Raw genomic sequence first — 25,427 nt, 5'->3', positions numbered from 1 at the left:
AGCCGTGCCCGCGATGGAATCGCGGGGGGAACCTGAACATCGGGATCTGCACCAGATGGGTTCATAACGCCAGTTCTGACCGGCAACCAGAACCTTACTCGTTTTGAGCGGTCCGGGGGCCGGTTTCCCCAATCGCTCTCCGAGTTTCTTCCTGCGCTTCACACATCCAGAAACTGCTTGGCCAGCCGATCCAGCAATCCGTCCGTCCCGTCGCACACCCCCGTATGCACCGGCGACGGCTGAATGATCGTGCTCCGCGGCGAAATAATCCAGTGAAACCGTTCCCGCTGCGACAGCTTCGCAATCGGCCCCGCCGCCGCATCCCCCTCGCAAATCCGCCGCACCGCCTCCAGGTGTTCCCGCGCCAGCTCCACATCCGCATCCGGCCACAACGCCTTCAGCCGCGCTTCATTCAAGTGAATGCGCGCCGCCAGGTATCGCTTCTCCAGGCAGAACGCCACCACCCCGGCGTTGATAAACTCCTGCCGCTCCACGCGCGGCACTACGCGCAGGATCGCGTAATCAAACGAGGCGGGATTGGGCACCGATCGCCTCCTCTTCAAAAACTGCGGAACCCTCAAGCCTCCGCTGAAAGAACTCCAGGTAGCCCGCACGCCTGTCCACCGCGCTCACATCGCCTGGAATCGCTTCGAGCCATGCATCCGGCACCATCTCCACAATCCCGCGCAGCACCGGCGCCGTCAGCCGGTCGTGCGCAACCTTCGCAGCCTGCGCAATCTCCGTGGCCCACGGCAGCAGAATATGATCCTTGATCTCCGCGAAGGGTGAATCAATCTTCTTCTCCCGCGACGCCCAGTCATGATGAAAGAAAAGCGCTGCTCCATGATCGATCGGGTAGAGCTTGCGATGCCATACCAGCAGGTTCGCATTCCGCGGTGTGCGGTCGATGTTCTGCGTGTACGCGTCGAACCACACCATCATCGAAGCCTCATCCGCCGGAGCCTTATCCCGCGCCGCCGGATCGAACATCGTCGACCCCGGCAGATAATCGAGCGCGAGATTCATCCCCGTACTCGCCTTCAGCAATTGCCGTATCTCGTAGTCCGGCTCGTTCCGACCCAGCGCCTCGTCAATTTCCATGAACACGATCTCCGGCACACGCAACCCCAGCGCCCGTCCGATCTCGCCCGCCAGCAACTCCGCGATCAGCGCCAGAATCCCCTGCCCCGCCCCGCGAAACTTCACGACGTAAAGCCCCAGATCGTCGGCTTCCACAATCGCAGGCAGAGAACCGCCTTCACGCAGCGGCACAACATAACGCGTCGCCCTGGCTGTTCGCAGCATCGATGATTCAGTCTATCGCGCACCGGCACGCCGCTTGCGCTTACACCGCACCCGAATGACAAGATGAATGCAGGGAGCAAAAACCATGAAGATCGGATTTTTAGGAACCGGCCAGATGGGCACACCCATGGCGCTGCGCCTGCTCGCTGCCGGACACGAACTCAGGGTATGGAACCGCACCGAGGGGCGCACCGAACCGCTGCTCCGCGAAGGCGCAATCGCCGCCGGCACTCCGGCCGAAGCTGAGCTTGGCGCCGACGCCGTCATCACCATGCTCTTCGACGATGCGGCGCACGAAGAAGTTCTTTTCGGCCCCAACGGCCTGATGGACGCGCTCGAACCCGGCGCCCTGCACATCGCCTGCAGCACCATCACCGTCGCACTCAGCGAGCGCCTCATCGCCGAACATCTCCGTCGCGGCATCGACTTCGTTGCCGCACCCGTCTTTGGCCGGCCCAACGTCGCCGCCGAGGGCCGCCTCTGGATCGTCGCCGCCGGAACCGACTCGGCCATCGCCCGCGCTCGTCCCGTCCTCGAACCTATGTCGCGCGGCATCTCCATCATCGGCCCCGAGCCCCGCCAGGCCAACGCCGTCAAACTCGGCGGCAACTTCCTCATCAGCACCATGATTCAATCGCTCAGCGAGTCCTTCGTCTTCGCCGAATCGCAGAGCATCGCGCCCGCCGTCTTCCTTGAAGCCGTCAACAGCGCCCTCTTCCAGTCGCCGTTCTATGCCGCCTACGGCAATGTCATGCTCCACCCGCCCGAGCAAGCCGGCGCCTCCATCAGCCTCGGCGCCAAAGATACGCGCATGCTCCGCGAAGCGGCCGCCGCCCGCTACACCCGCCTCAGCCTCGCCGACAATCTCGCCGAGATCTTCGAGCAGGCCAAACAAGCCGGCCTCGCCAATGAAGACTGGGCCGTTGGCCAATACCGCATCGCCCAGCAACGTGGCATTCTGAATCCCTAAAAGCTTCTGAGACTGTCGTCCTGAGCAGAGCGAAGGACTTTTCATCCGTCAATTCGCAATGCAGCCGCGCCGACTCTCGCCGCTCGTAACAGCCATCACCACTCACCACGCAACAATTCGCTAGGATAGTGTCATGAGCCTGAACGGAAAGATCGTCTTCATCACCGGAGCCAGCGCCGGCATCGGCGCTGCCTCTGCTCTCGCCTTCGCCGCCGAAGGAGCCCGTCTCCTACTCGCCGCCCGACGCGCCGGCCGCCTCGCCGAAGTCGCCTCCAAGGCCAAAGAGCGTGGCGCTCCCTCCGTACACTCCATCGATCTTGACGTGCGCGACCATCGCGCCGTGCAGAACGCCATCGACAATCTGCCCCCCGAGTGGGCCGAAATTGACATCCTCGTCAACAACGCCGGCCTCAGCCGCGGTCTCGACAAAGTCTATATGGGAAAAATCGAAGACTGGGACGAGATGATCGACACCAACGTCAAAGGACTGCTCTACGTCACCCGCTGCGTCGTTCCAGGAATGGTCGTGCGCGGCCGCGGTCACGTCATCAGTCTTGGTTCCACCGCCGGCGAACTCGCCTACCCCAACGGCGCCGTCTATTGCGGCACCAAGGCCGCAGAGCGACTGATCAACGATGGCCTTCGCCAGGATGTCCTCGGCACGCCCATCCGTGTCACCAGCGTCGATCCCGGCATGGTTGAAACCGACTTCAGCCTCGTCCGCTTCCGCGGCGATACCGAGCGCGCCGCCAGAGTCTACAAAGGCGTCAAGCCGCTCACCGCCGAAGACGTCGCCGAAGTCATCGTCTGGGCCGCCGCCCGCCCCGCCCACGTCAACATCGCCCGCGTCCTTCTCACGCCCGTCCAGCAGGCCAACTCAATCCTCTTCCACCGCAACGAATAGCCAAGCCTCACGATCAAAAGCCTGTCATTCTTGCGGAGCGGCTTGGAGCCCCCGTGAACGACTCAGTCGTTCATGGGGTAAGCGGAGCCGAACGATCTGCTTCATCTTTGCGGTCGAATAGTCGGCAAAAAACTCGTCGCGCGAGTCATCCCGCAACGAGCGATCCCACCCCTACTCCAGCGCCTTGATCAGTTGCTCTATCTCCGACAATGCCGTCGCCAGTGCCGCCCGCCGCGCCGCATTCGATGTCCGCTGCGAGAGAATGTTTTCGCGTTGAAGGTTCAATGCCTGTCTGCGCCGTTCGCTCGCTGCACGTTGGTCGGCAGCCTGCCGACGCTCTGCTTCCGTCATCAGTACCTCGCCTGGACGCGGGGGCTGTGGCTCCGTAGCGTTCGCCATTTGTTCTTCAACGGATTTACTTTCCCACCCGCGCGCCATATCTTCATTTTACGAGCGTTTGCAAATCTCCGTACCACGATGGCACGCATCCAATCACATTTGCACCACCCGTCACCGGAGTCATAGTCCATGCGCGTCTGGCAGGTCCCGTCCTTCGGCATTGATTCTCTTGAGCTTGTTGAGCGCCCCACCCCCCCGCCCGGTCCCGGTGAAGTACTTGTTAAAATTCACGCCGTTTCACTGAACTATCGCGATCTCATGATCGTCAAGGGATCCTACAATCCCAAACTGCGCCTCCCCCGCATCCCCTGCTCCGATGGCGCTGGAGAAGTTGCGTCCATCGGCGACAGCGTCACTGCTTTCAATCCCGGCGACCGCGTCTGTGCCATCTTCATGCAGAACTGGCTCGATGGCCCGCCCACCCCCGCCAACGTAAAAGGCGCGCTCGGCGGCGACATCGACGGCACACTCGCCGAATACATCCTGCTCAAGGAAACCGGCCTCGTCCGCATTCCCGACTACCTCACCTTCGAACAAGCCGCCACACTCCCCTGCACCGGCGTCACCGCTTGGAACGCCCTTGCGCGCACCAATCTTCAGCCCGGCTCCACAGTTCTCATCCAGGGCTCCGGCGGCGTCTCTATCTTCGCGCTGCAATTCGCCAAACTCCAGGGCCACCGCGTCCTCGGCATCTCCTCCAGCGACGCCAAACTTCAGCGCGCCTACTCTCTTGGCCTCGACAAGGGGCTCGACTACGGCGAAACCTCAGAGTGGGACCGCTGGGTCCTCGAACAAACCAATGGCCAGGGCGTCGATCTCGTTGTCGAAGTCGGCGGCGCCGGCACGCTCCCGCGCTCGATCCGCGCCGTCAAAATGGGTGGCGTCATCGCCCAGATCGGCGTTCTCTCCGGACCCGCCGATCCCATTCCCATTCCGCTCATCCTTCACAAGCAGATTCGCATCCAGGGAATCTATGTCGGCTCCCGCCACGACTTCGAAGCGATGAACAAGGCGATCGCCGCCGCACAACTCCACCCCGTCTTCGCCGCGCGCTCGTGGACCGAAGCACGCGAAGCCTTCAAAGAAATGGAGTCCGCCACCCACTTCGGCAAACTCGTTCTGCAGGTGCACTAAACAATCCCGCCAACCAGAGGCAGTGTCAGAAACCCTCGTGCTTGGCCTTCAGCGCTTTGTCTTTATCCTCTGGTGCTGCCAGGGGCACCGGCGCTAGGTTCTTGAAGTTCATCAGGGTATTAAAGATCATCCGGTACTCGCCCATATTCTGCCAGCGCCACACGGGATTGGTCGCAAACATCACCACTTCGCCCTTGCCGTCCAGCGTGACCACCACGGCGGCTCTTCCCTTGATATCGTCGGCTCCGTTAAACAGCCCACTCATCACAGATTTTTCCCCGCCCGGGAACCGCATCAGCACATCCTGCTTGTCCATCTCTTCCGGCATTCTGAACAGCGGCCCATTCGCATAACGAACGGGCACAGTCTTCGCCGAGTAGCCATAGAAGATTGGATCCTCCGGATGAACGATCTCCGCCTCGACGATTGGACCCGGAGCATAGAACTTTCCCGCTGGATTGCTGGTATCGATCTTCGGTGTCAGACCAAACTCCGGAGGAAAGCTGCTCGACGTGCCGAGAGTGACCAACAGGCCGCCTGCCTCGGTAAACTTTTCGAATTCCACTACCCCAGCAGCGCCCATCCCTCCTGAAATATCATCCGAAGCACCGTAATCTCCAAGAAACTTGAACCGATCCGTTTTTTTGTACGACAGCGGTTTGTCTGTCTTGGGGATCCCATTCACCAGCGCCTTCGCAGACCGTGCCTGATTCGGGATCAAAATCACGTCGTAATCCTTCGCGAGATTCCCGGCAAGTACGCGCTCCTTGAAAATCAGATCGTACGGAACCTTGTACTGGTCGAACGTATAACGCACCCAGCCCACATCCTGTGTCCCCGCCCACGTACTGAAGATCGCAACGCGCGGCAACGCAGCCTGGTGCACAGCCACCTGCGGAGATGCCGCCAGTCCCACAACATCCAAACCAAGTTGTGCGGCGAGAGGCTTCAGGCTTGACGCAGCATTTGCCGGCACCAGGAAAGTGCCAGCGGAGAATGTGGTGCCCTCCGCTGTGAACGACTTCTCCGCAATCTGCACCGGGACATCCTTCAGGCCATAGCGAAGTGTCACCATATTGGGGGAGCCGTGATCCGGCACAGCATGGACGGCTGCAGCCGAGGCGCCCTTCAAAGTTCCCACGGGCGTGTATTCATCCACGGTGTCGACGGCCAGCCCCTGCACGGCAATATCTTTGGTGGGCTTCACAACCGTGTTGGTCATCAGGCCCATGGTCCACGCGCTGTCGTCGTAGGTTGTCAATTCCGGGTCGGGGTCTGTCTGTTTGATCAGCAGGGTCTTGGCCAGCGGGCCGTACGGTTGATTCGTCTTCACCACAAACGATCCCGCCCGATACTCTCCATCGCTGAGCTTGGCCGCGGCCTTCAGACGGCCCACTTCAATTCCCTGCATGCGCAGAATATGGATAACAAACGCAACCCTGGTCAGATCTTCCTGGTCTGCGGGGAGAATGAACCCATACGGTTCTTCCTTCGTCCCCGCCGTCACCGCATTGCGGCTCTTAACGTAAAAATTTTCGAGTAGCACCTGCGGAAAGGCAGCAGCAAACTGCAGCGACGTCAGCACGCCCGTCTCTGCATAGTTGGTGTTATCGCGCATCGACCACAGAACATGTTCCGGCGGGGGATTCGGACGATACCACTGCCGCTTCGTGAAGTTACCGAACGCGCCGCCTCCACCGCCACCAGAGATCGCTGGGTTGGGCTGCCAGATCTTCCGCTCCATCGTCGTTGCGCCGGCATTGCCCATAATTTCGTAGAAGCGCATCAGCCCGTTGTGATTCGTCGCCATGATCGCCACGTAACCCGGCGACCACGCGTCCACATAACCGTGGGTCCAAACACCCGGCATGCCGTAGCTCGTCAACCGGCTCATATCCCAGTTCGCCAGCATCGGCAGCTCGCCGTACACAATCGGATCCCAAAGCGGGTTTTGCGGTGCCTGACCGCTATAAATATAGAGAAACGGCACCGATTCGTGCAGGTCGTGCATGATCGGCGGATGCCACTCCAGATACCATCGCAAAAAATTCTGGTTCGCCATCCCGGCATAATTGATATCGCGGTTGTCGTCGTGCTTGGTGTACTTACCCCAATACGGCACTCCCGACATCTTTTCGTAGTCTGTAACATCCACGTTGTGGGCGTAATACCAGTCGATCGCGCGATCGCGCCCATCCGGATCGGCCACCGGCATGATCGCCACAATCACCTCCGATCGAATCTTCTGAATCAGCGGCGAATCCTCCGTCACCAGCCGATACGCCAGTTCCATCAACATCTCCGGTGGCCCCAGTTCGGCGCTGTGCAGTCCGCCTGAAAGCGTGTAAATCGGCTTCGTCTTCGCAATCAGCGCATGAGCCTCCGCATCGCTCAATCCGCGCGGATCGGCAAGCCGCGCAAGATTCTTGCGTTCCTCATCCAGATGGGCAATCGAATCCTCCGAACCGACAAAAACAATAACGGAGTCGCGCCCTTCCTCCGTCTTGCCGATACGCATCACCTTCACTCGCCCCGTGTGCGCCGCCAGCGTGTCGTAGTAGCGCAGTACATCGGCGTAGTAGGTGAGCTGCTTCGGCGCCCCAATATGATGCCCGAGCACATCGTGAGGGGAAGGTACAGCGGAGCCGGCGGGTAGATGGTCCACAAGAGGGCTTGTGAACTCAGGCTTCGTCGTCCATTCCTTTACGCGTGCCGCGTAGTCCGGATCCATCGTCTGCGCCGCCGACACTAGCGAGCACACACAACACACGATCAGCAGAACCGCGGGGAAGCATCTGGGCATTGGATCATTCTCCGATGTATTCAAAATTCTCGACCCATCGTAGCGCACTGGAAGCCGGTTCTAGGATCTGGGCGAATGTCGGCTCATGTCCGTCGATCTTCTTCAGCCTGCCCCGCCAACGCTAACAACCTGAGCCACGGAACAAATTAGGGCTACCCAGTTGTACCTGTTTAGGGTGCCCGGTCGCCTCTGTCCAAACCCTCATACCTGACCACGTCTGCTCCCACCGCGACTAACTTAACCCTCATCTTCATAGCGAGTTAGCTCCTCACTTCATCCATCTCAAGAACCGGCCCGCTAAACTGCGAAGACTACGACAGACCGTTCTCTAGTTCACTTGTTCACTTATTCACTCGCTCACTCATTCGCTTCTTCACTGCTTCACTGCTTCATCGCTTCATTGCTTCATTGCTTCAAAGTGGCATACTCGAAGCATAGCCATGGCACAACTGATCGCAATCCAGGGCGATATCACCACCTTGAGGGTCGATGCGATTGTCAACGCGGCTAATACTTCCCTCCTCGGTGGCGGTGGAGTCGATGGAGCTATCCATCGCGCGGCGCGGCCGGATCTGCTGGCCGAATGCAGAAAGCTGGGCGGCTGCGCAACCGGAGACGCCAAGCCAACACCCGGCTTTCATCTTCCCGCGAAATGGGTGTTTCATGCGGTCGGTCCCGTGTGGCAGGGCGGCGAGCACGGCGAAGACGAATTGCTGGCAAGCTGCTATCGGCGATGCCTTGAACTGGCGAAGCAGCACCAGGTCAAGAGCATTGCGTTTCCGGCGATCAGCACGGGCGTCTACCACTTTCCCCCGAAGCGCGCGGCGCGTATTGCGATCGACACAGTTAGGAAACATGTAGATGCGAGTGGAGTCGAAGTAGTGCGGTTCGCCTGCTTCAATGCCGAGACGCTGGCGATCTACGATGATTTTCTGGTTGAAATACCACGTCCGCCGATCGCTTGAGTCTTCGCGATACACAACGAATCAATTCAATCGAGGAGTTGAGATGGACTACGTAAATCTTGGTCGCACCGGACTCAAGGTCTCGCGCATTTGCCTGGGCTGCATGACCTATGGCAAGCCGCCTGCGCCCGGCGAATTGAAGGGCGGAAGGCATCTGTGGGCCTTGAATGAAGAGGAGAGCCAGCCGTTCCTGCGCCAGGCGCTGGAACTGGGGATCAATTTCTTCGATACGGCGAATGTCTACTCGAGCGGCGACAGCGAGCGCGTTGTGGGCAAGTTTCTGAAAGCGAATACGCGGCGCGAAGCGGTAGTGATCGCCACCAAGGTGCATGGCGAAATGCGCGATGAGCCGAACGGGCGCGGGTTGTCACGAAAGGCGATTTTCTTCGAGCTGGATCAGAGTCTGAGTCGGCTCGGCACCGATTACGTGGACCTTTACCAGATTCATCGGTGGGACTATGAAACGCCGATTGAGGAAACGCTGGAGGCGCTGCATGACGTGGTAAAGGCGGGAAAGGTTCGCTATATCGGCGCGTCGTCGATGTTTGCGTGGCAGTTTGCAAAGGCGCTTTATCTCGCCGAACTGAACGGCTGGACGCGGTTTGTGTCCATGCAGAACCATTACAACCTGCTCTATCGCGAAGAAGAGCGGGAGATGATGGGTTTGTGCGCAGAAGAGGGCATCGCCGTGATTCCGTGGAGCCCCCTGGCGCGCGGACGACTGACGCGCGCATGGGCTGCAGAAACAACCAAGCGGTCAGAGACGGACAGGTTCGGCAACACAATGTATGCGCGCACCGAGGAGGACGACAGAAAAGTCGTCGACCGTCTGGGCCAGATTGCGGAGAAGCGCGGCGTGCCCCGGGCACAGGTTGCGCTCGCGTGGATGTTGAGCAAGCCGGCAATTACGGCCCCGATTGTGGGCGCCACCAAGCCACATCACCTGGCAGACGCGGTAGCGACGCTGGAGTTGAAACTGACGCCGGAGGAGATTGCCGCACTGGAGGAGCCCTACACACCGCATCCGGTGCTGGGGTTCAGTTGAACCAACACAGCGGACCGATATACCAGGGCACTGGGATCTTAACTTGTCATCGTATGGCCGCCGCGAAACCTGGCCGGCGGTCGATTTACTGCCTAAACTGCCGCTCTAAACGTTACGTTTTGATCAATTAGGCGCTCAGGTGCTGCTTCGGCCCGGCCAAAAAGAGCTAACCTAGAACCTGCGCTCCCGTCGAAGCCGACGAGACCATCTTCAACCAAGGACAATCTGCCTCCGGTGCAGCAAGCTATACATCCCGTGAAGCATCAGCACTTTGCGTGTGTCCTGCCGGCGCCTCGCCGTTACAGAAAGCCAGGCCTGAGGATCATCTCCGCGATTCTCTGTGTGGGCGCAGCCTTTCTGGCCGGATGCGGAGCCGGCCCAGTGACCGCGACCGCGTCGAACTCGGCGTTCTCCATTTCACCGGGCTCCACGCTCATTGATACCAGTTGCACAGGCTGTAATGCCCTCAATACACATGCCGCCCCTATTCACCAGTTCACCGCCACTCTAACCGGCGGCGGAGCCGCTCCCGTCACCTGGTCCGTCAGCGGAGGCGATCCGGCCTCGGGCCCTGGCAGAATCAACGATCGGGGCCAGTACACACCCCCCGGTTATCTCAGCTCCGACCGGGTCGAGGTCCTGGTCACCGCAACCCTGAAATCTCAGCCCAGCCTGCGTGCAACGTCCCTGCTGACACTGACGCCTGGATTTCTGCAGCCGCTCACGCCGGAGAATGCCGCCCTCGGGTCGAACGGCTCCGTCACCGTAACCGGTTACCTCGCCGAAGCGGGTGGAACCAGCCAAATCCACTTCGCGCTCGCGAATTCAGCTTCCGGCGACACCGGCGGCGAAGGCACCTTAACCGCGACGACCTGCCAGCGCTCTCGTCGCGCCTTCACATCCTGCTCCGTCACCTATTCCGCGCCACCATCGGTTTCAGGCACGGGAGTCACATATGTCGTGGCAACGCTCCCCGGTTCATCCGCGAAGATTGAGACTGCCCTCCTTCTGAATTCTCCAGGCGTGAGCAGCAGCCCCGCAGCCCATCAGGGCTCCCTGGCGGCCCCCATTCTCCTCGGCAGTTCCGGAGGCAACAACAACGACTTCGACGAAAAAGGCAGCAACATTGTCGACTGCTGCAGCGGAACCCTCGGCGCCCTGGTTCAGGACGCAAGCGGCCGTCAGTACCTGCTCAGCAACAACCATGTTCTGGCGCGCAGCGATCAGGCCACCGTCGGCGACACGATCGTCCAGCCGGGGCTCATTGATAACAACTGCACCCCCAACGGCGACGGCACTGGAACGGTTCCTGTCGCGGCGCTGACCGCATGGCTGCCGCTTCGTTCCGCGCAAACCAACGTCGACGCCGCCATTGCCCAGGTTGCATCGCATACCGTCGATCCTGCCGGCAACATTCTCGAGCTCGGCGTGCGGCAGCCCGATGGCTCGCTCGGCGCTGCGCCTCCTGGAATTTCGTCCAGCGGCGGCAAGGGCGAAAATGCAACCCTCCAGTTGCGCGTCGCTAAAAGTGGTCGCACTACCGGCCTCACCTGCGGCAGCGTCAGCGCCATCGATCTCGATGTCGCGGTCGATTACTATCGCGACTGCGCCGAAACCAGGCCCTACTTCTCCAAGATCTTCACCAATCAGATCGCGGTCAGTGGGGATCGCTTCGGCGACGCCGGCGACTCGGGCTCGCTGATTGTCGACGCCGCGGATGCCGAGCCGATCGGGCTGTTTTTTGCCGGAGGCATCGACGCTTCCGGTGTCAGCCACGGCATCGCCAACCCCGCCCCCGACGTGCTCAATGCCCTCGGCACGCAGATGGCCGGCGACACGAGTTTCTCCTTCGTTGGCGCCACAGACCACGCGGTAAGTTGCCTCAGCTACGGCAATAGCACCATCGCTTCAGCCCAGGAGCGTGTGCTCAACGACGCTGAATCGTCCCGCCAGCAGGCTGCGCTTGCCGCCGGCCGAGCGCTCGTCAATCCTTCGTTCGGCATCCTCGGCATCGCCCCTGGAAAAAGCAATGATCAGCCCGGCTCTGCATCCTTGATCGTTTATGTCGACGAGAACCTTGCGCCGGTCGTTCCCGCGGCAATCGAAGGCGTGCGTACCGTCGTCATTCCCGCCACCGCCCGCGCGGTTGCCCTCGGTTCGGCACCCTCGATGGCAACTGCTGCCGGCGTGCCCCCGCTTACCGCGTCCGCCATGGCGTCGGCTCTGGCCGCCAAGCACCAGATCGCACGCAAGCTCATGCAGCAGAACCCCGCTTTCTTCGCAGTGGGCGTGGGCCAAAGTTTAGACAATCCCCGCGAAGCAGCCCTCGTAATCTACGTAGACCGCCAACACATTCCAGCGCCGCTCCCATCCACCTTGAACGGCATCCGCACACGTTACGTCTTCATGGATCGACTGCATGTCACGCGTTCGTATGCGGCAGGCTTTCCCACCCCGCACCACTGTATGCCGCACGCCGTGTCTGGATCACCAGACAGCGATGGCCTGTTCAAACCCCATTCTCTCGATTTCCCATGATGCCTTGGAAGATTCCTCAGCAGTCGTTCACACTCGCCGCCGCCGCAACCACAGAGCAATCAGCGCACACAGAATTGCAAACGGAATTACCGCATCGAGAGACCGGCGCAGGACGATCGCATCGATCAGGATCGCACCCAACATCGTCATTCCCAGAACGCCGAGTCCGGCAGACGCCGTTTGCGGAAACAGTGTCAGAAATGCTCCCAAGAGTTCCACAACCCCGGTCGCGTAGCGGAACCACTGCCCGAATCCAATCTCGTTGAACAGCTGAATCCAGGCTGCATTCGTATCCGGCTTGAGTTTTCCGCCGCCAAAGAAGACAAATACTGCAAAGATGACTGCGCGCAAGGCCCAGTCCGTCGCGGAGTTTCTGAATTTCAGCTCACCCGATGACGATTCGCTCATATGCTTTCCAGGCAAATCATAAAGGAGAGTGCACCAGCAAACTCCAAGAGCGGATCCTTACCGGCTCGAAGTCGCGCCCCGCACTCGCACGTAAAGAGAGGACGCCAGTTCATGACGCCCTCTCTACCTGTGTAACACGATGGTCAGACCTCGATCCGCGGACCTCTCACTTCGACGAAAGCCGTCCGAAGTCATACACCACGCCGATTGTGATTCCGTTGGGATTCAAATCGCGCGGTCCGAAAATCGCGTGCCAAAACTGGTAATCGTACTCCGCTCTTGCAGAGAAGCGACTCCAGAACCGAACATCGGCACCCACGCCGGGCTCAAAGACAGTCCTTGTGTCATGAGAGTAGGTTGCCCCAGGGCTCGGAAAATCGATGCTGCCCACTCCCATTAGATACTTCCCAAAGGGGCGAATCGATCCCTTCCGGCGGAACTGATACATCGGTCCACCGAGTGCTGTATCCATCCGGTGGCCCGGCAAATACGACGGGGTCGCGTAGTTTATATCGCGGCCTTCAAATTCAATACCAAGGCCATCGAGGCTCGGCGGCAAGTGAGGAACGCGCCAATCGACCCACATCGTAATTCCGACCTGGCGCGGATCCTTGATGCCCCAGTCATCCGAAAAATCGGACACACCCGCACCAACCGTGAATGGCAGCTTCCCTTCATGTGCCGAATATGTCACCTGTGCGCGCGCCGGCAACGCTACTGCAATAAAAAATAAGGCCAGGACCGGCAATACCATTAACTTCCATCGCATGTTGTCTCTCCCTCCCGGATTGCCCACTCTCCCGGCTTGCGGCTTCACGGGAAAAGCGTTCAACATTCTGCAAGTTTGGCAAATCGAATTGGACCAATCACTGCAGTGTCATACAAGCCGCACACCGGTCGGCATGCGCGGCAGAGAAAAACTTGCCCTAATGAAGCATGTCGCCCGCCTCATGGTAGATGGCATCTAGAAATGAGCGTAGCATCCTTGCTCTTGATTCAGCCATGGGCTTTGATCCTATTAGACGTGTCTCGTTGGCCAAATGGTTAACCGCATTGCTCAAAACCGGGACAATTGAACTGAAATTGGGGTAACGCGAATCCCGTCCTACCTTTACCGCTGCCCGCAGGATCCCGATTGCGCCCAGCTGCTCCAGGATATCTGCATCTCGAATCAACATACCCTCCACTGTCGTTGGTTTGTCCGTGGCCCGGTGATAACGGATCGCTGCCTCAACGCCGTCCAGTTTTTCTGGAGGAAAACCCCACTCCGTCAAAAGCTCCCTGCTGCGGCGTAGGGTGTACGGCACGTGATCCCACTGGGAAATTTGCCCAGGATCCTTTGGCCGATGCCCCAAAAACACTCCAAGGTCATGCATCCAGGCCGCGGCAAACAGAATGTCGTCGTCAAAGTCCATCCCTTGGCCGACCTGCGTGGCCAGTACGTACAGCCTTGGCTGGTGGCCAAATTTGTCTTCTGGCTGAGCTTCCACCCGAATATACGCAACCACCGACTCCCGCCAGCCTTGGTTCGTCATTCTGTCTTCTCGGGCCAGCGCGGCGTTATCCGAATCAAATCCAACCCTCCCGTATCCTGAATCGCAAAAACCGGCGACGATGCCGGAACCGCGACAATTCCACGCGCGGGCAACTCCACCGTTCCGAAGCCGGCGCTCGCCAGCCGCCCGGTTCCTTCCGCCGCAAACAAGTACGCCAGCCCCGCTTTCGATTCATCTTCGCGACGCAAGCTCGTGCTCGAACGACTTACCTCCACCGGGATCCTCTCCACACAGAAATATTCGCCCTCCACCAGCACCGTGCGATCTTCTAAAACCTTCGCCATCACCTTGCCGGCTTTCGTCTTCAGCCGTGCAGCCTCCAGCGATTTCTCAATGTGCAATTCGCGGCCGCGCCCGTAGTCATACATCCTGTATGTCAGATCGCAATTCTGCTGCGTCTCCAGCAGTACCGATCCCGGCCAGATCGCGTGCACCGTTCCCGCATCCACATAGATCATGTCGCCTGCGTGCACCGGCAGCATCTTGAGACTCTCTTCCAGTGTGCCGCCCTCAATGCCCGCCTTCACCGCATCCATGGTGACTCCTGCCTTGAGCCCTGCCGCTACCTGCGCTCCGGCTTCTGCCGCGAGCACATACCAGCACTCGGTCTTGCCTCGCGGCTCACCGTATTTCCGAGCCAGCCGATCGTCCGGATGCACTTGTACGCTCAATTTCTCGCGGGCAAGAATCACCTTGATTAATAGCGGTGAATCGCCTGACGGCGCATTCTCTCCCAGCATCGCCCGCGGCATTTCGGCGAAGATTTCGCCCAGCGTCTTGCCTGCATGCGGCCCTGTCGCAACCGCGCAATCATCCCCCGTCAGCCACACCTCGCCGATAGGTTCGTCCTTCGCCGTGCGGTCGTACCAGGGATGCAAATCCTTCCATCCCCACACGCGGCCAACAAAGCGCGGCTCTACCCGGAATGGCGCCATTGCTGCAAATACGTTCCGCTCGGTCACAGGCATGCGGTCCACTGGTTTCCTTCTGGGATGTGCGACCTTCCCCATGGGACACAGGATCGCTTGAGCGGATTCTATCGTATGCCCCGATGCCAAGCCTCCGGTTGAATGCGGCGCGAGTGTCAAGCATAACCAACGGCAGAATGAGGCGAATAATAATGGCCCTTTGATCCCCCCCACCCGATTTCGGATCGATGTGAACGTCGGTTTTCGACTAGCAAAGCAATAGGCAGCACGCTATCCTCGCTGCATGAATCTCACTCCAGCCTTCGACCACATGTTCCAGCTCCCGATTCCCATCATCGAGAAGCTGTTGCGTCCCATCATCGTTTACCTCGCGCTCGTGCTCCTGCTGCGTCTCTTCGGAAAGCGCGAGCTGGCGCAGTTGAATCCCTTTGACCTCGTCGTTCTGCTTTCTCTTTCCAACACCGTGCAGAATGCCATCATCGGCGAAGACAACTCCATCACCGGTGGCGTTATTGGAGCCTTCACCCTGCTCGCCATCAATTGGTTCGTCGTCCGCGTCCTCTTCCGTTCTCCGCGATTGACACGTGTTCTCGAAGGACGGGCCGTCGTCCTCATCCGCGACGGGATCATCGATCGCAAGGCGCTCAAACACGAAGCGCTCACCCGTGAAGAACTTGTCGAGGTCATTCACCGCCAGGGCTTCGAACACTTGCATGACGTTCACCATTGCGAACTCGAACCGAACGGCTCGTTCTTCATTGAAGCCAAGGATCCGTCCATCGCCGACAAGCGGCATGACGAACTGTTGTCAAAGCTCGAAGCGCTGAACAAGGAGATCGCTGCACTTCGCGTTCGTCCCGCAACCTCCTAGCTTGCTCGCGATTGGCCTTCATCCGCGTCTCAGAAGTACAATCTCCGCAAACAGGAGCTTCCCTGATGTCGTTTTCCGCCCGCTGCCATCCCTGCCTTTTTCCGGCCCTGGCAGCCCTAGCGTTCTGTGCCTTTGCGTGTCCGCAATCTCTCCAGCACCGTTCCGCTACCCCCGCACCGGAAACAGCCACGCCCTCTGGCATGGCGCCTTCTCAGCCCGTCCTCGCCAAAGGAACAAGCCTCCAGGTCGAAATAAGCCGAAATCATCCGGTCAAAGTCGGTGAGCCCATCGAAGCTCGCCTGATGCACCCTATCTACGCCCAGGGCAAACTCGTCGTTCCCCAAAACACACCGCTCGAGGGCCACGTCGTCGCTCTTCAAGCCGACAGGAAGACGCGCTGGCACGCCCGCCTCCGCGGCGACTTCACGCCCTTCCATATCGTCGAGGTTCAGTTCGACAAGCTCGACCTTCCCGCCGGCACAGTCCCCATCGCCGCCGCTCCAGCCGCTAACGGCGCGCCCGTGCTCAAACTCAGCGCCCCCGGCGTCTCGCGCAGGCAGTCCTTCATCGCCCGGCACTGGGCCGAGGCCAAGGCCAATCTCCACGACCGCATTGCCTATTTCACCGCACCCGGCAAAGGCGATCGCGCTCTGCAATTGCTCTACCACCAGCTCCCTTACCACCCCGAGCGCATCGACGCGCACACCGCCTGGTCTTTCGAACTCACCGCACCCCTCGACCTACCCGAATCCGCCCTGGCTGAAACCGCCGCCACTCTTCCTGCGCCGCCGTCCACCGCATCAGGCTCCGGCAAGACCGAGGTCTGGTCCGTCAACGCCACTCTCGCGCGCGATTTGACTTCCGCCAGCGCCAAGCCCGGCGATTCCGTGGAAGCTCTCGTCGTTGAACCCGTCTACAACAAAGACCGCCAGCTCGTCGTTCCCCAGGGCTCGAAACTGGTCGGCAAGGTTTCCTCCGCCCGGGCCGCCCGCTCCTTCGGCCGCAATGGCAAACTTCGCTTCACCTTTCAGCAGGTCCGGTTCCCCGAGGGCTATCGTCGCCAGGTAGAAGGCGCGCTCGCAGGCGCGGCCACCGAAAAGACGCAGAACCTTTCTCTTGACGCCGAAGGCACCATCACGCCGCGCAGCCAGTCGAGCGCCATCGCTCCCTTGCTGCTCACGATGCTCGCTGGCCGCGCCCTCGACGAGGATGGCAACCTCACTGCCCAGACCGGCGTAGCGTCCAACGGATTCGGACTCATCGGACGCATCGTCGGCGTCGCTGCCGGCAATCGCAATCTCGCCGCCAGCATCGGATTCTATGCCGCTGCGCTTTCCGTCTACGACAACTTCCTGCATTCCGGCCGCGATGTCGTCTTTCCCCGCGATACCCGCATCGAAATCGAAACCACCCCGCTCCGTGCCCCCATTATCAAGCCAGAAGGGCAGTAACACGCGCCTGCTCGATCTGCTCCTCGATCACCCGCTTCAGATTTGCCGGCGAATACGTCGGTGCTTTGATGAACTTGCCGTCTTCGCGCTTGTGCACCTTCAGAACCGCGTGCCAGTTCCCGCCATGCGCATCCGCGTGGTTCGGGTGAACCAGTTCCTCGCGGTCCCCGCGCACCAGAACCGCGTCACACACGCTGCAATGCGGCCACGCTTTACTCATGTTGCTCCGCTGTACTTCATCCCATGCGCTCTGCGCCTTCACTCCCGCCGCAACCAGCGCCCCATACGTCACCACAAGCTGGTCGATGCACCCATCCACATACTCCGTAAAGTCCGGCGCGCCGTTCGGGTCGAGAACCACGCGTATATCGTCGATGACCGCAGGCCCTTCGTCGCTTGATCCCGACATCGTGACCGTGCAGCCGCAAGACCGTACGAACTCCAGCGCCTCCTCAAACACCAGCCGCGCCCGCAGCAGCCGCGTCGCCGCATTCGGCAGTTCAGGCGACTCCTTCACTTCCTGCTCAAACTGCGTCATCAACGCAACAATGTCTTCCTGCGGCCGATACGGCTTTTCTGTCATTCCATCCTCAATTCGAAATACATCCTTGAAATCCAGCGTTCCGCTGGCCTCACACGAGCAACTCTAATTGAGCGGACTTGTCCCCGAACCTGTCCTGCACGTGGAAATCTTTAGCCATAAACTTGAGCACTCACGACTTGCCTGCGTGGTCCCCATATTCCCAGTCATACGGCACGCCGGTATCACCCAGGATCAACCTGACCAACTCGGCGAAGCCTGCTTCGGAGCGAACATCGTTCGAGAGGATCAGGACGCAGCGCTGACTGGCCTCAATGCAGACCATGCTGTTCGCCGTCTGCCCGTCGTGGCCGCCTTTGTAAAAACCATGCCCCTGCGGGCCATCGAACAGCACGACGCCCAATCCGGCGTACAGATCCTTCCGCTGCTCCGCTGGCGGCAAGTCAGGCAGAAAGAGAGGGAACAGACTAGGAGTGCCAATGTGCTGCACGGGCCTCGTGATTTCGGCGCGCGAGGCAGCACTCAGTCCGTCGCCGCGGACCAAGGCGGCGGTGAACTTTGACAGATCATTGATGGTCGTATTCATTGAGCCGGCCGCCCGCACCTTGCTGCGCTTGTCATGCAGTTGTGGCTGGCCCTGATCGTTCCATCCATCTGCAACATTGGGATCCTGACCGTTACGCCACACCAGGCTTGTTCGGCTCATCCCCAGGCGATCAAAGTTCGCCTTGGTCAGATCTCCGACATCCAGCCCCAATCCCTGCGCCTTGCGGCCATGCTCAATTACGAATTGCAGCAGAATGAAGCCTTCACCGGAGTAGCTGAAACGCGTGCCCGGATCAAAATGAATATGCAGCTTCTGGTCCGGTTCGATGAACCAGAAATTGCTGAAGCCGGTGGAATGAGTCAGGCACATACGGGGCGTGATTTTTTTCCAGCGCGGATCGTCGGCCAGATCCCTATAGGGTCCGTACTTGTCTGGGAAAACCGGATCGGGGCCATAACTTGGCAGTGGATTGTCGAGATCGCTCATCAGGGGTGTATCGAGCCTTATCTTGCCCTGATCCACCATCTGCATCACGGTATACGCAAACACGGTCTTGGTCAGCGATGCGCCGTACATCACCGTGTCTGTCGTCAACGGGTCGCCCTTGGCATTACGGATGCCGTAGGAATTGACGTAAGCAGTCTTGCCATGATCGATCACCGCAACAGCCATGCCATTGGCGTGCGTGTGAGCCATGATCTTTCCCACCTCCGCGTCGATCGCCTTGCCGTTAGGCAGGGTCTGTGCGGCAATCGCAACGGGAAAGCAGAGGGCAGCAGAAAGCGCGGCCAGGAGGGGAAAACCTTTCTCCCGTGGATGCATGGTGAAAAGTCCTTTCACAACTCCAACGATGACTTGCGAACTTCCACGCAGACGTCCACTCGTGGCCTGACTGAGTTTACGCAGCCGGCTTCACGGTAGTTCCCCCGCAACCTGAGATCGGCCTACGCTTGAGGAGCCATCGGCGGCAGGCGTGGCCATTCCTGCTTTTCAGCATTCGGCGCATCGCTCCAGCGTCAAAAGTTGAAGCAATCAGGAGCAGTGCGAATGGCGCCAAAGGTGCCTACGCCTGGGCAGCTACTTCTCACTCCCACTCGATGGTGCCCGGCGGCTTCGACGTGATGTCATACACCACGCGATTGATCCCCCGCACCTCATTCACAATCCGGCTCGAAATTCGCTTCAGCACCTCGTGTGGGAGCGGCGTCCAATCCGCCGTCATGCCGTCTTCGGAATGCACTGCCCGAACCGCACAGGTGTAAGCATACGTACGCTGATCGCCCATCACGCCCACGCTCATCACCGGCAGCAGCACCGCAAAGCTCTGCCAGATGCTCGAATAGAGCCCCGCCGCCTTGATCTCGCTGACTACGATGTCATCGGCCTCCTGCAGCAGCGCCACGCGGTCCGCCGTCACTTCCCCCAGGATGCGCACCGCCAGCCCGGGCCCCGGAAACGGCTGACGTCCCAAAACGTCTTCCGGCATCCCCATGTCCCGTCCGATCCGCCGCACTTCGTCTTTGAATAAATCGCGCAGTGGCTCGATCAGCTTCAGCTTCATCCCCAGCGGTAGCCCGCCCACATTATGGTGGCTCTTGATCGTCTGGCTCGGCCCCTTCACGCTGCTCGACTCAATCACATCCGGATACAGCGTTCCCTGCACCAGCCAGTCCACGCCCCCCGACTGTTGCGCAATTCTGTTCGCCTCATCGTCAAACACCGCGATGAACTCCGCGCCAATCCTCTTGCGCTTCGTCTCCGGATCGGTGACACCGGCCAACTGCTTCAAAAACCTCTCGCTAGCATCCACCGCAACAATATTCAGCCCCAGCTTGTCGCGCAGATTTTTTTGTACGCTTTGGAATTCATTCTTGCGAAGGACGCCATTGTTCACAAATATGCAGGTCAGCTGGCTCCCAATCGCTTTGTGCACCAGCATCGCCGCAACCGATGAATCCACGCCGCCGGAGAGCCCGCAGATCACGTGCCCCTTGCCGACCTTCTCGCGAATTCCCGCAACCGTTGTCTCGATAAAGTGTGCCGCCGTCCAGTCGCCCTTCGCCCCGCAAATGCCGAACACAAAGTTCTTGATCAGTTGCGGCCCAAGCGGCGTATGGTGCACCTCGGGATGAAACTGCACCGCCCATGTCCGTCGCTCTTCATTCGCAATCGCCGCCAGCGCATTCGAAGTCACCGCGGTCCGGCGAAATCCCGGAGGCAATTCCAGAGCCTCGTCCCCATGGCTCATCCACACCTGGATCGCGGGCGGCAGTCCTGCAAAGAGCGGCGTCGACCTGTCTTCCAGCGCAACCTCGGCATGTCCGTATTCGCGCTTCGGCGCCGTGCGCACCTTGCCCCCCAGGTGATGCACGATAAAGTGCAACCCGTAGCAGATGCCCAGCGTCGGCACCTTCATCTCCAGCAGCTTGGGATCGGCATTCGGCGCGTCCGCGTCGTACACCGACGAAGGTCCGCCCGAGAGGATGATGCCGATTGGCTTGTAGGCCTCAACCTCGGCGAGCGGCACCGTACACGGCAGCACGACTGAAAACACATTCAGCTCGCGAATACGACGCGCAATCAGCTGCGTGTACTGCGAGCCGAAATCAAGAATAACGATGGTTTGGGTGTCCACGTTCCAGTGTGGCAGGGGCCACGCCGCCCTGTAAAGAACCGATAGATCCTTCCACGCCGATTCACTCCACACAAAAATCTCGCGGCGAAGTCAGACCTTTCCAACGGCCCCCCGGATCGTCGCCGCAAAAGATAGCGCAACGATTCCTGAACCTCACTTCTATCGCACCTTGATAACCCGCGTGAATTTTGTAGCAGCCTGCCGAACACTCCCCATAAGTAACGTTTTGGGGGCATTACTGTCGCCGAAGTGTCCTAACCTGAGGCACTCTTTCGCGAGCACTAAAGCAATATGGTGCGCCGCCGATTTCGGAAATAAAGTCTGAGTAGCGAACGAGCCAGATCAGCTGAATGGGACCACCATTTCATCCAGGATCCTCGTACTCCAAGGAGATCGTCCAGTGGATCCATCGAGCATCGGCGCCAACCTCTCCGTGATCCGCAATCATGTCGAGCTTTTTGTTGTCCTGCTCTTTGGCGTGCCCGCCGTATTCATTCTTGCGATTAAGCTCTGGGTCGCCCATCGCGCCACCAGAGCCCAGCGCATCACCAACTGGTTTGTTCCCACGGATTTCGATTCCGAGTCAGCACGCTTGCACTACAGCATGCAACACCAGGCCGTCGCTCTCGCCCACAAGAGTCGCCGCAATGCGCGCCATGCCGCCCCAGCCAGAAAATCGAATTCAAAGGGGAGCGTCTGAGATTTACGCTCCCCCCCACTCCCCCGCCAATCCCGGCTCGACACATGCCACGCTTTACTTCGCCACGCTGCCTTCGCCCTTGTAAACCACCCCGCCCTTCATCACAAACTTCACGTCCTGCAGCACCCGAACATCTTCCAGCGGATTCTTCTCCACCCCGATAATGTCTGCCCATTTCCCCGGCTCCAGCGAACCCGTCTTCGTCGTCCACCCCATCAGGTCCGCCGCATTCACCGTCGCCGTCTGCAGCGCAGCCAGCGGAGACATCCCCATCTGATTCACATACACGTCCAGCTCATGAGCATTCAACCCATGCGGATACACCGCCGCATCCGTCCCTAGCGCGATCTTCACCCCCGCCTCTATCGCGTGCTTGATGTTCTTCTTCGCCACCGCGCTTACATCCAGCATCTTCTGGTGATATAGGGCGGGCAGATTGCCCTTTTCCACCATCCAGTCCTCCAGATAGAGTGTCGGCACCAGATAGGTCCCGCGCTTCTTCATCTCCGCGATGGCTTCGTCGTTGATGTAGCTTCCGTGTTCGATCGAGTCCACGCCCGCCTCCGTCGCCCACAGAATTCCCTGCGCTCCGTGCGCATGCGCCGCCACCTTGCGTCCCAGCCGATGCGCGTCCGCCACAATCGCCTGCATCTCTTCGAGTGTGAATTGCGATGCCTGCGGGTCGTCGCCCTTCGAAAGCACGCCGCCGGTCGCGCATATCTTGATCAGGTCCGCCCCATACTTAATGTTCTCGCGTACTTTGTGCTGCACCTGCGCAATGCCATCCGCCACACCGTCGCCCACCAGGTGATACTGGATCGGCAACAGGTTCTCATCGCAGTGTCCGCCGGTGATGCCCAGCAGCGGCCCGCTCACTTGCATGTGCGGTCCCGGCACCTGTCCGGCATTGATCGCATCGCGCAGGTCTACATCCACAAATCCGTAGGCGCCCACATTGCGCACAGTCGTGAAACCGGCCATCAGCGTCGTACGCGCATTCACCACGCCATTGATCGCTTCTTTCGCCGAGGTCGACGTCAGCTCTTTATATGGATCGAAATCTGGATTCATCGTCAGATGCGTATGGACGTCGATCAGCCCCGGCATCACCGTCATCCCGCCCAGATCCACAACCGCATCGCCCGGCTCGGCGGCCACTGAGGCTGACGGCGCGATCGACTGAATCCTATCCCCGACCACCACGATCGTCTGCGCATCTGCAATCTTGCCGGTCTTCACGTCAAGCACATGTCCGGCCCGTACGAGCGTGCGCTTGGCATCAACCTTTTCCTGTCGTTGAGCAACCGCCGCCATCGAAACTGCTCCAGCGCCAAACGCAAGGCACAAAGAAAGCGCGAGCTTCCGTCTCAAACTCATTCCGTCTTCTCCATTTCGGGGAACTGCTAGCGGAGTTTAGCAAATCGTATCCGCAGTCCGAACATTTTCTTGCCCTCAGATTCCTGAAGCCGCTCCTCGGCTGCGTCTGGTAATCTTCTCTGCGGCGCAGCGGCGCTCGATCCTGCTACGCTTCTTCCAGGCCTCCTCTTCAACCCCCTTTGCCGAACGAGCGCGGCCTGTCAATTCGCCAATTCAGAGGAGAACCTATGAAGCTTTCTGAGCTCGTGCCCGTATTGCTGATTGCTACCGGAATCGCGGTTGCCCAATCTCCTGCCCCATCTTCCAGTGACGATTCCAAGCCCACGCCGCCTCCCGCCTCCAAGAGCTTCGATCTTTCGGCCATCGACAAATCCGCCGACCCCTGTCAAGACTTCTATCAATATGCATGCGGAAACTGGGTCAAGGAAAATCCCATTCCCGCCGACCAGGTCCGCTGGGCTCGCTCGTTCTCGCTTCTCGGGGAACGTAATCGTTACCTGCTGTGGCAGGAACTCGATGCCGCTTCAAAAGATCCCAAGACCCCGCTCCAGAAAAAATACGGCGACTTCTATGCCGCCTGCATGAATACGGATCTGATCCAAAAGGAAGGCCTCGAGCCCATCAAGCCGGCCCTTGACCGCATCGCCGCGCTTAAAGACACCAGGAGCCTCGCCCCGCTGGTCGGAGGTCTCGCCGAGCGCGGAGATCCCGCCCCGCTCTTCCGCTTTGGTGTCCAAGTCGATGAAAAGGACGCATCCAAACAAATCGCCAGCGTCGGCCAGGCCGGACTGTCGCTGCCAGACCGCGAATACTACCTCTCCGAAGGCAAGCGCTTTCAAACCATTCGCCAACAATATCGCGAACACATGACCAAAATGTTCACCCTTGCCGGCGATTCGCCTGAGGATGCCGCCAAGGAAGCCGATGCCGTACTCACCATCGAAACCGCTCTCGCCAAGGCGTCTACCAGCCGCACTGCCCTGCGCGATCCTGAAAATCGCTACCACATCTACACCGTCGCCGACTTCCAGAAACTCGCGCCCGATTTTGATTTCGCGGCGTATTTTAAGGATGTCCAGGTGCGGCCCTTCGATACCCTCAATGTCGCCACCCCCGATTTCTTTAAGGAGTTGAACGAACTGGTCTCATCCGAGCCCGTCGATGCTTGGAAGTCGTACCTGCGCTGGCACACGATTCACGCCTCGGCCGGTAACCTGCCCAAGGCCTTCTACGACGAAAACTTCAACTTCTTCGGCAAAACCCTCGCCGGCCAGAAGGAACCCACCCCCCGGTGGAAGCAGTGCACCGCTGAAACCGATCGAGCTCTCGGCGAAGCCGTCGGCCAGGACTGGGTGAAGGCGCACTTCCCGCCCAAATCAAAGGCCAGCATGGATAAACTGGTCGCCGCACTTGAAAAGGCTCTTGGCGATGACATCCAGACGCTGCCCTGGATGAGCGAAGACACCAAGAAGGCTGCCGAAGCGAAGCTCGCCCTCTACCGCAACAAGATTGGTTACCCCGAAAAATGGCGGGACTACTCCGCCCTGATCGTCAAACGGGACGAACCCATCGGCAACATGCATCGCGATGCGGTCTTCCAACGTAACTTCAACCTCAACAAACTCGGAAAACCCGTCAATGAGAAGGAGTGGGGCATGACGCCGCCGACGGTCAACGCGTATTACAACCCGTCGATGAACGACATCAACTTTCCCGCGGGTATTCTCCAGCCCCCGTTCTTCGATCCCGACATCGATCCCGCCGTCAACTTCGGTGGTATCGGCGTGGTTATCGGACACGAGATGACGCACGGCTTTGACGACCAAGGCTCGAAATACGACGGCCACGGCAACCTGCGCGAGTGGCAGACCGCCGAAGATCGCAAGAAATTCGTCGAGCGCACCGACTGCGAAGTTTCCGAATACGGCGGCTTTGAAGCGGCCCCGGCTCACGGTGACGTGCCCGAAGCCAAGCTCAATGGCAGGCTGACCCTCGGCGAGAACACCGCCGACAATGGCGGCCTCCGCATCGCCTATTTGGCCCTGCTTGACGTGCTGGCCAAGGAAGGCAAGACCATCGACGAAAAGATCGACGGATACACCGAGGCGCAGCGCTACTTCCTCGGGTTCGCCCAGGTTTGGTGCCAGAACGAGACCGAACAGGCAGCCCGCCAGTCGGCCATGGTCGATCCCCATTCGCCCGGACGCTGGCGCGTGAATGGTACGGTCCAGAACTTCGATGAATTCGGAAAGGCATTTGGCTGCCACAAGGGTCAGCCGATGTATCCCGAAAACTCCTGCCGCGTCTGGTAACAACCCCTTCCTTCAGGAGCCGCGGCGCATCGTCAGC

At 59.7% G+C, this 25,427-nt stretch carries 22 protein-coding genes; 10 read left to right on the top strand and 12 right to left on the bottom strand.

What is annotated here, in order from left to right:
• Positions 1-158: 158 nt before the first annotated feature.
• Together WCA10_RS16470 and WCA10_RS16465 are read right to left on the bottom strand one after the other, a co-directional pair.
• Positions 159-545 (bottom strand): DUF3037 domain-containing protein, encoded by a 387-nt coding sequence (locus WCA10_RS16470; protein ID WP_472823604.1) that lies wholly within the window; start codon positions 543-545, stop codon positions 159-161.
• Positions 523-1,305, bottom strand: coding sequence for a HipA family kinase (locus WCA10_RS16465; protein WP_472823603.1), 783 nt, complete (start codon positions 1,303-1,305; stop codon positions 523-525). Before WCA10_RS16465 ends, WCA10_RS16470 begins: the two co-directional genes overlap by 23 nt.
• A gap of 85 nt (positions 1,306-1,390) precedes the next feature.
• Here WCA10_RS16465 and WCA10_RS16460 point away from each other — a divergent pair, with 85 nt between their 5' ends.
• Together WCA10_RS16460 and WCA10_RS16455 are read left to right on the top strand one after the other, a co-directional pair.
• Positions 1,391-2,275 (top strand): NAD(P)-dependent oxidoreductase, encoded by an 885-nt coding sequence (locus WCA10_RS16460; protein ID WP_472823602.1) that lies wholly within the window; start codon positions 1,391-1,393, stop codon positions 2,273-2,275.
• A gap of 133 nt (positions 2,276-2,408) precedes the next feature.
• Entirely contained in the window at positions 2,409-3,179 is a 771-nt protein-coding gene (locus WCA10_RS16455) for an SDR family NAD(P)-dependent oxidoreductase (RefSeq protein ID WP_472823601.1), read from the top strand.
• A gap of 171 nt (positions 3,180-3,350) precedes the next feature.
• Here WCA10_RS16455 and WCA10_RS16450 read toward each other — a convergent pair whose 3' ends face one another.
• Positions 3,351-3,578 (bottom strand): hypothetical protein, encoded by a 228-nt coding sequence (locus WCA10_RS16450; RefSeq protein WP_472823600.1) that lies wholly within the window; start codon positions 3,576-3,578, stop codon positions 3,351-3,353.
• A 129-nt stretch (positions 3,579-3,707) separates the two neighbouring features.
• On the opposite strand from WCA10_RS16450, the gene WCA10_RS16445 reads away from it, so the two are divergent.
• Positions 3,708-4,712 carry a zinc-dependent alcohol dehydrogenase family protein gene (locus tag WCA10_RS16445; protein WP_472823599.1) on the top strand — a complete coding sequence of 335 codons (1,005 nt, stop codon included), beginning with the start codon at positions 3,708-3,710 and terminating at the stop codon, positions 4,710-4,712.
• Between the two features lie 25 nt (positions 4,713-4,737).
• Here WCA10_RS16445 and WCA10_RS16440 read toward each other — a convergent pair whose 3' ends face one another.
• Positions 4,738-7,515, bottom strand: a complete 2,778-nt coding sequence (locus WCA10_RS16440) for a M14 family zinc carboxypeptidase (protein ID WP_472823598.1) — start codon at positions 7,513-7,515, stop codon at positions 4,738-4,740.
• A 440-nt stretch (positions 7,516-7,955) separates the two neighbouring features.
• Between WCA10_RS16440 and WCA10_RS16435 the strand changes: the two genes are divergently transcribed.
• The 3 genes from WCA10_RS16435 to WCA10_RS16425 all read left to right on the top strand — a co-directional run bounded on the left by WCA10_RS16435 (position 7,956) and on the right by WCA10_RS16425 (position 12,063).
• Positions 7,956-8,480, top strand: coding sequence for an O-acetyl-ADP-ribose deacetylase (locus WCA10_RS16435; RefSeq protein ID WP_472823597.1), 525 nt, complete (start codon positions 7,956-7,958; stop codon positions 8,478-8,480).
• A gap of 43 nt (positions 8,481-8,523) precedes the next feature.
• Complete coding sequence (locus tag WCA10_RS16430) at positions 8,524-9,525, top strand: aldo/keto reductase (RefSeq protein ID WP_472823596.1); 1,002 nt, start codon at positions 8,524-8,526, stop codon at positions 9,523-9,525.
• A gap of 381 nt (positions 9,526-9,906) precedes the next feature.
• The gene (locus WCA10_RS16425; protein ID WP_472823595.1) at positions 9,907-12,063 is read left to right on the top strand and encodes a chymotrypsin family serine protease; all 2,157 of its coding nucleotides are present in this window, start codon (positions 9,907-9,909) and stop codon (positions 12,061-12,063) included.
• Positions 12,064-12,090: 27 nt separating this feature from the next.
• Here WCA10_RS16425 and WCA10_RS16420 read toward each other — a convergent pair whose 3' ends face one another.
• From WCA10_RS16420 to WCA10_RS16405, 4 genes are all read right to left on the bottom strand, one after another.
• The gene (locus WCA10_RS16420; RefSeq protein ID WP_472823594.1) at positions 12,091-12,471 is read right to left on the bottom strand and encodes a DoxX family protein; all 381 of its coding nucleotides are present in this window, start codon (positions 12,469-12,471) and stop codon (positions 12,091-12,093) included.
• Positions 12,472-12,637: 166 nt separating this feature from the next.
• Positions 12,638-13,240 (bottom strand): outer membrane beta-barrel protein, encoded by a 603-nt coding sequence (locus tag WCA10_RS16415; protein ID WP_472823593.1) that lies wholly within the window; start codon positions 13,238-13,240, stop codon positions 12,638-12,640.
• A 157-nt stretch (positions 13,241-13,397) separates the two neighbouring features.
• Positions 13,398-14,006, bottom strand: a complete 609-nt coding sequence (locus tag WCA10_RS16410; protein WP_472823592.1) for an HD domain-containing protein — start codon at positions 14,004-14,006, stop codon at positions 13,398-13,400.
• Positions 14,003-14,995: a type I phosphomannose isomerase catalytic subunit gene (locus WCA10_RS16405; protein ID WP_472823606.1), complete on the bottom strand. Its 993-nt coding sequence runs from the start codon at positions 14,993-14,995 to the stop codon at positions 14,003-14,005. The genes WCA10_RS16410 and WCA10_RS16405 overlap by 4 nt, the downstream gene beginning before the upstream one ends.
• Positions 14,996-15,239: 244 nt before the next feature.
• Between WCA10_RS16405 and WCA10_RS16400 the strand changes: the two genes are divergently transcribed.
• Positions 15,240-15,827: a DUF421 domain-containing protein gene (locus tag WCA10_RS16400; RefSeq protein ID WP_472823591.1), complete on the top strand. Its 588-nt coding sequence runs from the start codon at positions 15,240-15,242 to the stop codon at positions 15,825-15,827.
• Positions 15,828-15,892: 65 nt separating this feature from the next.
• Positions 15,893-17,278: a TraB/TrbI/VirB10 family type IV secretion system protein gene (locus tag WCA10_RS16395; RefSeq protein ID WP_472823590.1), complete on the top strand. Its 1,386-nt coding sequence runs from the start codon at positions 15,893-15,895 to the stop codon at positions 17,276-17,278.
• Here WCA10_RS16395 and WCA10_RS16390 read toward each other — a convergent pair.
• The 3 genes from WCA10_RS16390 to guaA all read right to left on the bottom strand — a co-directional run bounded on the left by WCA10_RS16390 (position 17,259) and on the right by guaA (position 21,001).
• Positions 17,259-17,861, bottom strand: coding sequence for a pyrophosphohydrolase domain-containing protein (locus tag WCA10_RS16390; protein WP_472823589.1), 603 nt, complete (start codon positions 17,859-17,861; stop codon positions 17,259-17,261). The genes WCA10_RS16395 and WCA10_RS16390 overlap by 20 nt on opposite strands.
• Positions 17,862-17,991: 130 nt before the next feature.
• A complete protein-coding gene (locus WCA10_RS16385; protein WP_472823588.1) occupies positions 17,992-19,188 on the bottom strand; it encodes a serine hydrolase domain-containing protein in 1,197 nt (398 codons plus the stop codon).
• Positions 19,189-19,450: 262 nt separating this feature from the next.
• Positions 19,451-21,001, bottom strand: coding sequence for a glutamine-hydrolyzing GMP synthase (guaA, locus tag WCA10_RS16380; protein WP_472823605.1), 1,551 nt, complete (start codon positions 20,999-21,001; stop codon positions 19,451-19,453).
• A gap of 400 nt (positions 21,002-21,401) precedes the next feature.
• Here guaA and WCA10_RS16375 point away from each other — a divergent pair, with 400 nt between their 5' ends.
• On the top strand, positions 21,402-21,701 hold the full coding sequence (locus tag WCA10_RS16375; protein WP_472823587.1) for a hypothetical protein: 300 nt from the start codon (positions 21,402-21,404) through the stop codon (positions 21,699-21,701).
• A 54-nt stretch (positions 21,702-21,755) separates the two neighbouring features.
• Here the strand turns inward: WCA10_RS16375 and WCA10_RS16370 are convergent, their stop codons facing one another.
• The gene (locus WCA10_RS16370; protein WP_472823586.1) at positions 21,756-23,078 is read right to left on the bottom strand and encodes a metal-dependent hydrolase family protein; all 1,323 of its coding nucleotides are present in this window, start codon (positions 23,076-23,078) and stop codon (positions 21,756-21,758) included.
• Positions 23,079-23,305: 227 nt separating this feature from the next.
• On the opposite strand from WCA10_RS16370, the gene WCA10_RS16365 reads away from it, so the two are divergent.
• The gene (locus WCA10_RS16365) at positions 23,306-25,390 is read left to right on the top strand and encodes a M13 family metallopeptidase (RefSeq protein WP_472823585.1); all 2,085 of its coding nucleotides are present in this window, start codon (positions 23,306-23,308) and stop codon (positions 25,388-25,390) included.
• The last annotated feature ends 37 nt before the right edge of the window (positions 25,391-25,427 follow it).

The sequence above is a fragment of the Occallatibacter sp. genome (assembly GCF_049582745.1).
Classification (GTDB): domain Bacteria; phylum Acidobacteriota; class Terriglobia; order Terriglobales; family Acidobacteriaceae; genus Telmatobacter.
This window is presented reverse-complemented; position numbering and strand designations above follow the sequence as displayed.

Excerpts from the sequence above, each read along its gene's own strand:
- WCA10_RS16465 (WP_472823603.1), bottom strand. The coding sequence starts at position 1,305 with ATGCTGCGAACAGCCAGGGCGACGCGTTATGTTGTGCCGCTGCGTGAA.
- WCA10_RS16460 (WP_472823602.1), top strand. The coding sequence starts at position 1,391 with ATGAAGATCGGATTTTTAGGAACCGGCCAGATGGGCACACCCATGGCG.
- WCA10_RS16455 (WP_472823601.1), top strand. The coding sequence starts at position 2,409 with ATGAGCCTGAACGGAAAGATCGTCTTCATCACCGGAGCCAGCGCCGGC.
- WCA10_RS16450 (WP_472823600.1), bottom strand. The coding sequence starts at position 3,578 with ATGGCGAACGCTACGGAGCCACAGCCCCCGCGTCCAGGCGAGGTACTG.
- WCA10_RS16445 (WP_472823599.1), top strand. The coding sequence starts at position 3,708 with ATGCGCGTCTGGCAGGTCCCGTCCTTCGGCATTGATTCTCTTGAGCTT.
- WCA10_RS16440 (WP_472823598.1), bottom strand. The coding sequence starts at position 7,515 with ATGCCCAGATGCTTCCCCGCGGTTCTGCTGATCGTGTGTTGTGTGTGC.
- WCA10_RS16435 (WP_472823597.1), top strand. The coding sequence starts at position 7,956 with ATGGCACAACTGATCGCAATCCAGGGCGATATCACCACCTTGAGGGTC.
- WCA10_RS16430 (WP_472823596.1), top strand. The coding sequence starts at position 8,524 with ATGGACTACGTAAATCTTGGTCGCACCGGACTCAAGGTCTCGCGCATT.
- WCA10_RS16420 (WP_472823594.1), bottom strand. The coding sequence starts at position 12,471 with ATGAGCGAATCGTCATCGGGTGAGCTGAAATTCAGAAACTCCGCGACG.
- WCA10_RS16415 (WP_472823593.1), bottom strand. The coding sequence starts at position 13,240 with ATGCGATGGAAGTTAATGGTATTGCCGGTCCTGGCCTTATTTTTTATT.
- WCA10_RS16410 (WP_472823592.1), bottom strand. The coding sequence starts at position 14,006 with ATGACGAACCAAGGCTGGCGGGAGTCGGTGGTTGCGTATATTCGGGTG.
- WCA10_RS16405 (WP_472823606.1), bottom strand. The coding sequence starts at position 14,995 with ATGCCTGTGACCGAGCGGAACGTATTTGCAGCAATGGCGCCATTCCGG.
- WCA10_RS16400 (WP_472823591.1), top strand. The coding sequence starts at position 15,240 with ATGAATCTCACTCCAGCCTTCGACCACATGTTCCAGCTCCCGATTCCC.
- WCA10_RS16395 (WP_472823590.1), top strand. The coding sequence starts at position 15,893 with ATGTCGTTTTCCGCCCGCTGCCATCCCTGCCTTTTTCCGGCCCTGGCA.
- WCA10_RS16390 (WP_472823589.1), bottom strand. The coding sequence starts at position 17,861 with ATGACAGAAAAGCCGTATCGGCCGCAGGAAGACATTGTTGCGTTGATG.
- WCA10_RS16385 (WP_472823588.1), bottom strand. The coding sequence starts at position 19,188 with ATGCATCCACGGGAGAAAGGTTTTCCCCTCCTGGCCGCGCTTTCTGCT.
- WCA10_RS16370 (WP_472823586.1), bottom strand. The coding sequence starts at position 23,078 with ATGAGTTTGAGACGGAAGCTCGCGCTTTCTTTGTGCCTTGCGTTTGGC.
- WCA10_RS16365 (WP_472823585.1), top strand. The coding sequence starts at position 23,306 with ATGAAGCTTTCTGAGCTCGTGCCCGTATTGCTGATTGCTACCGGAATC.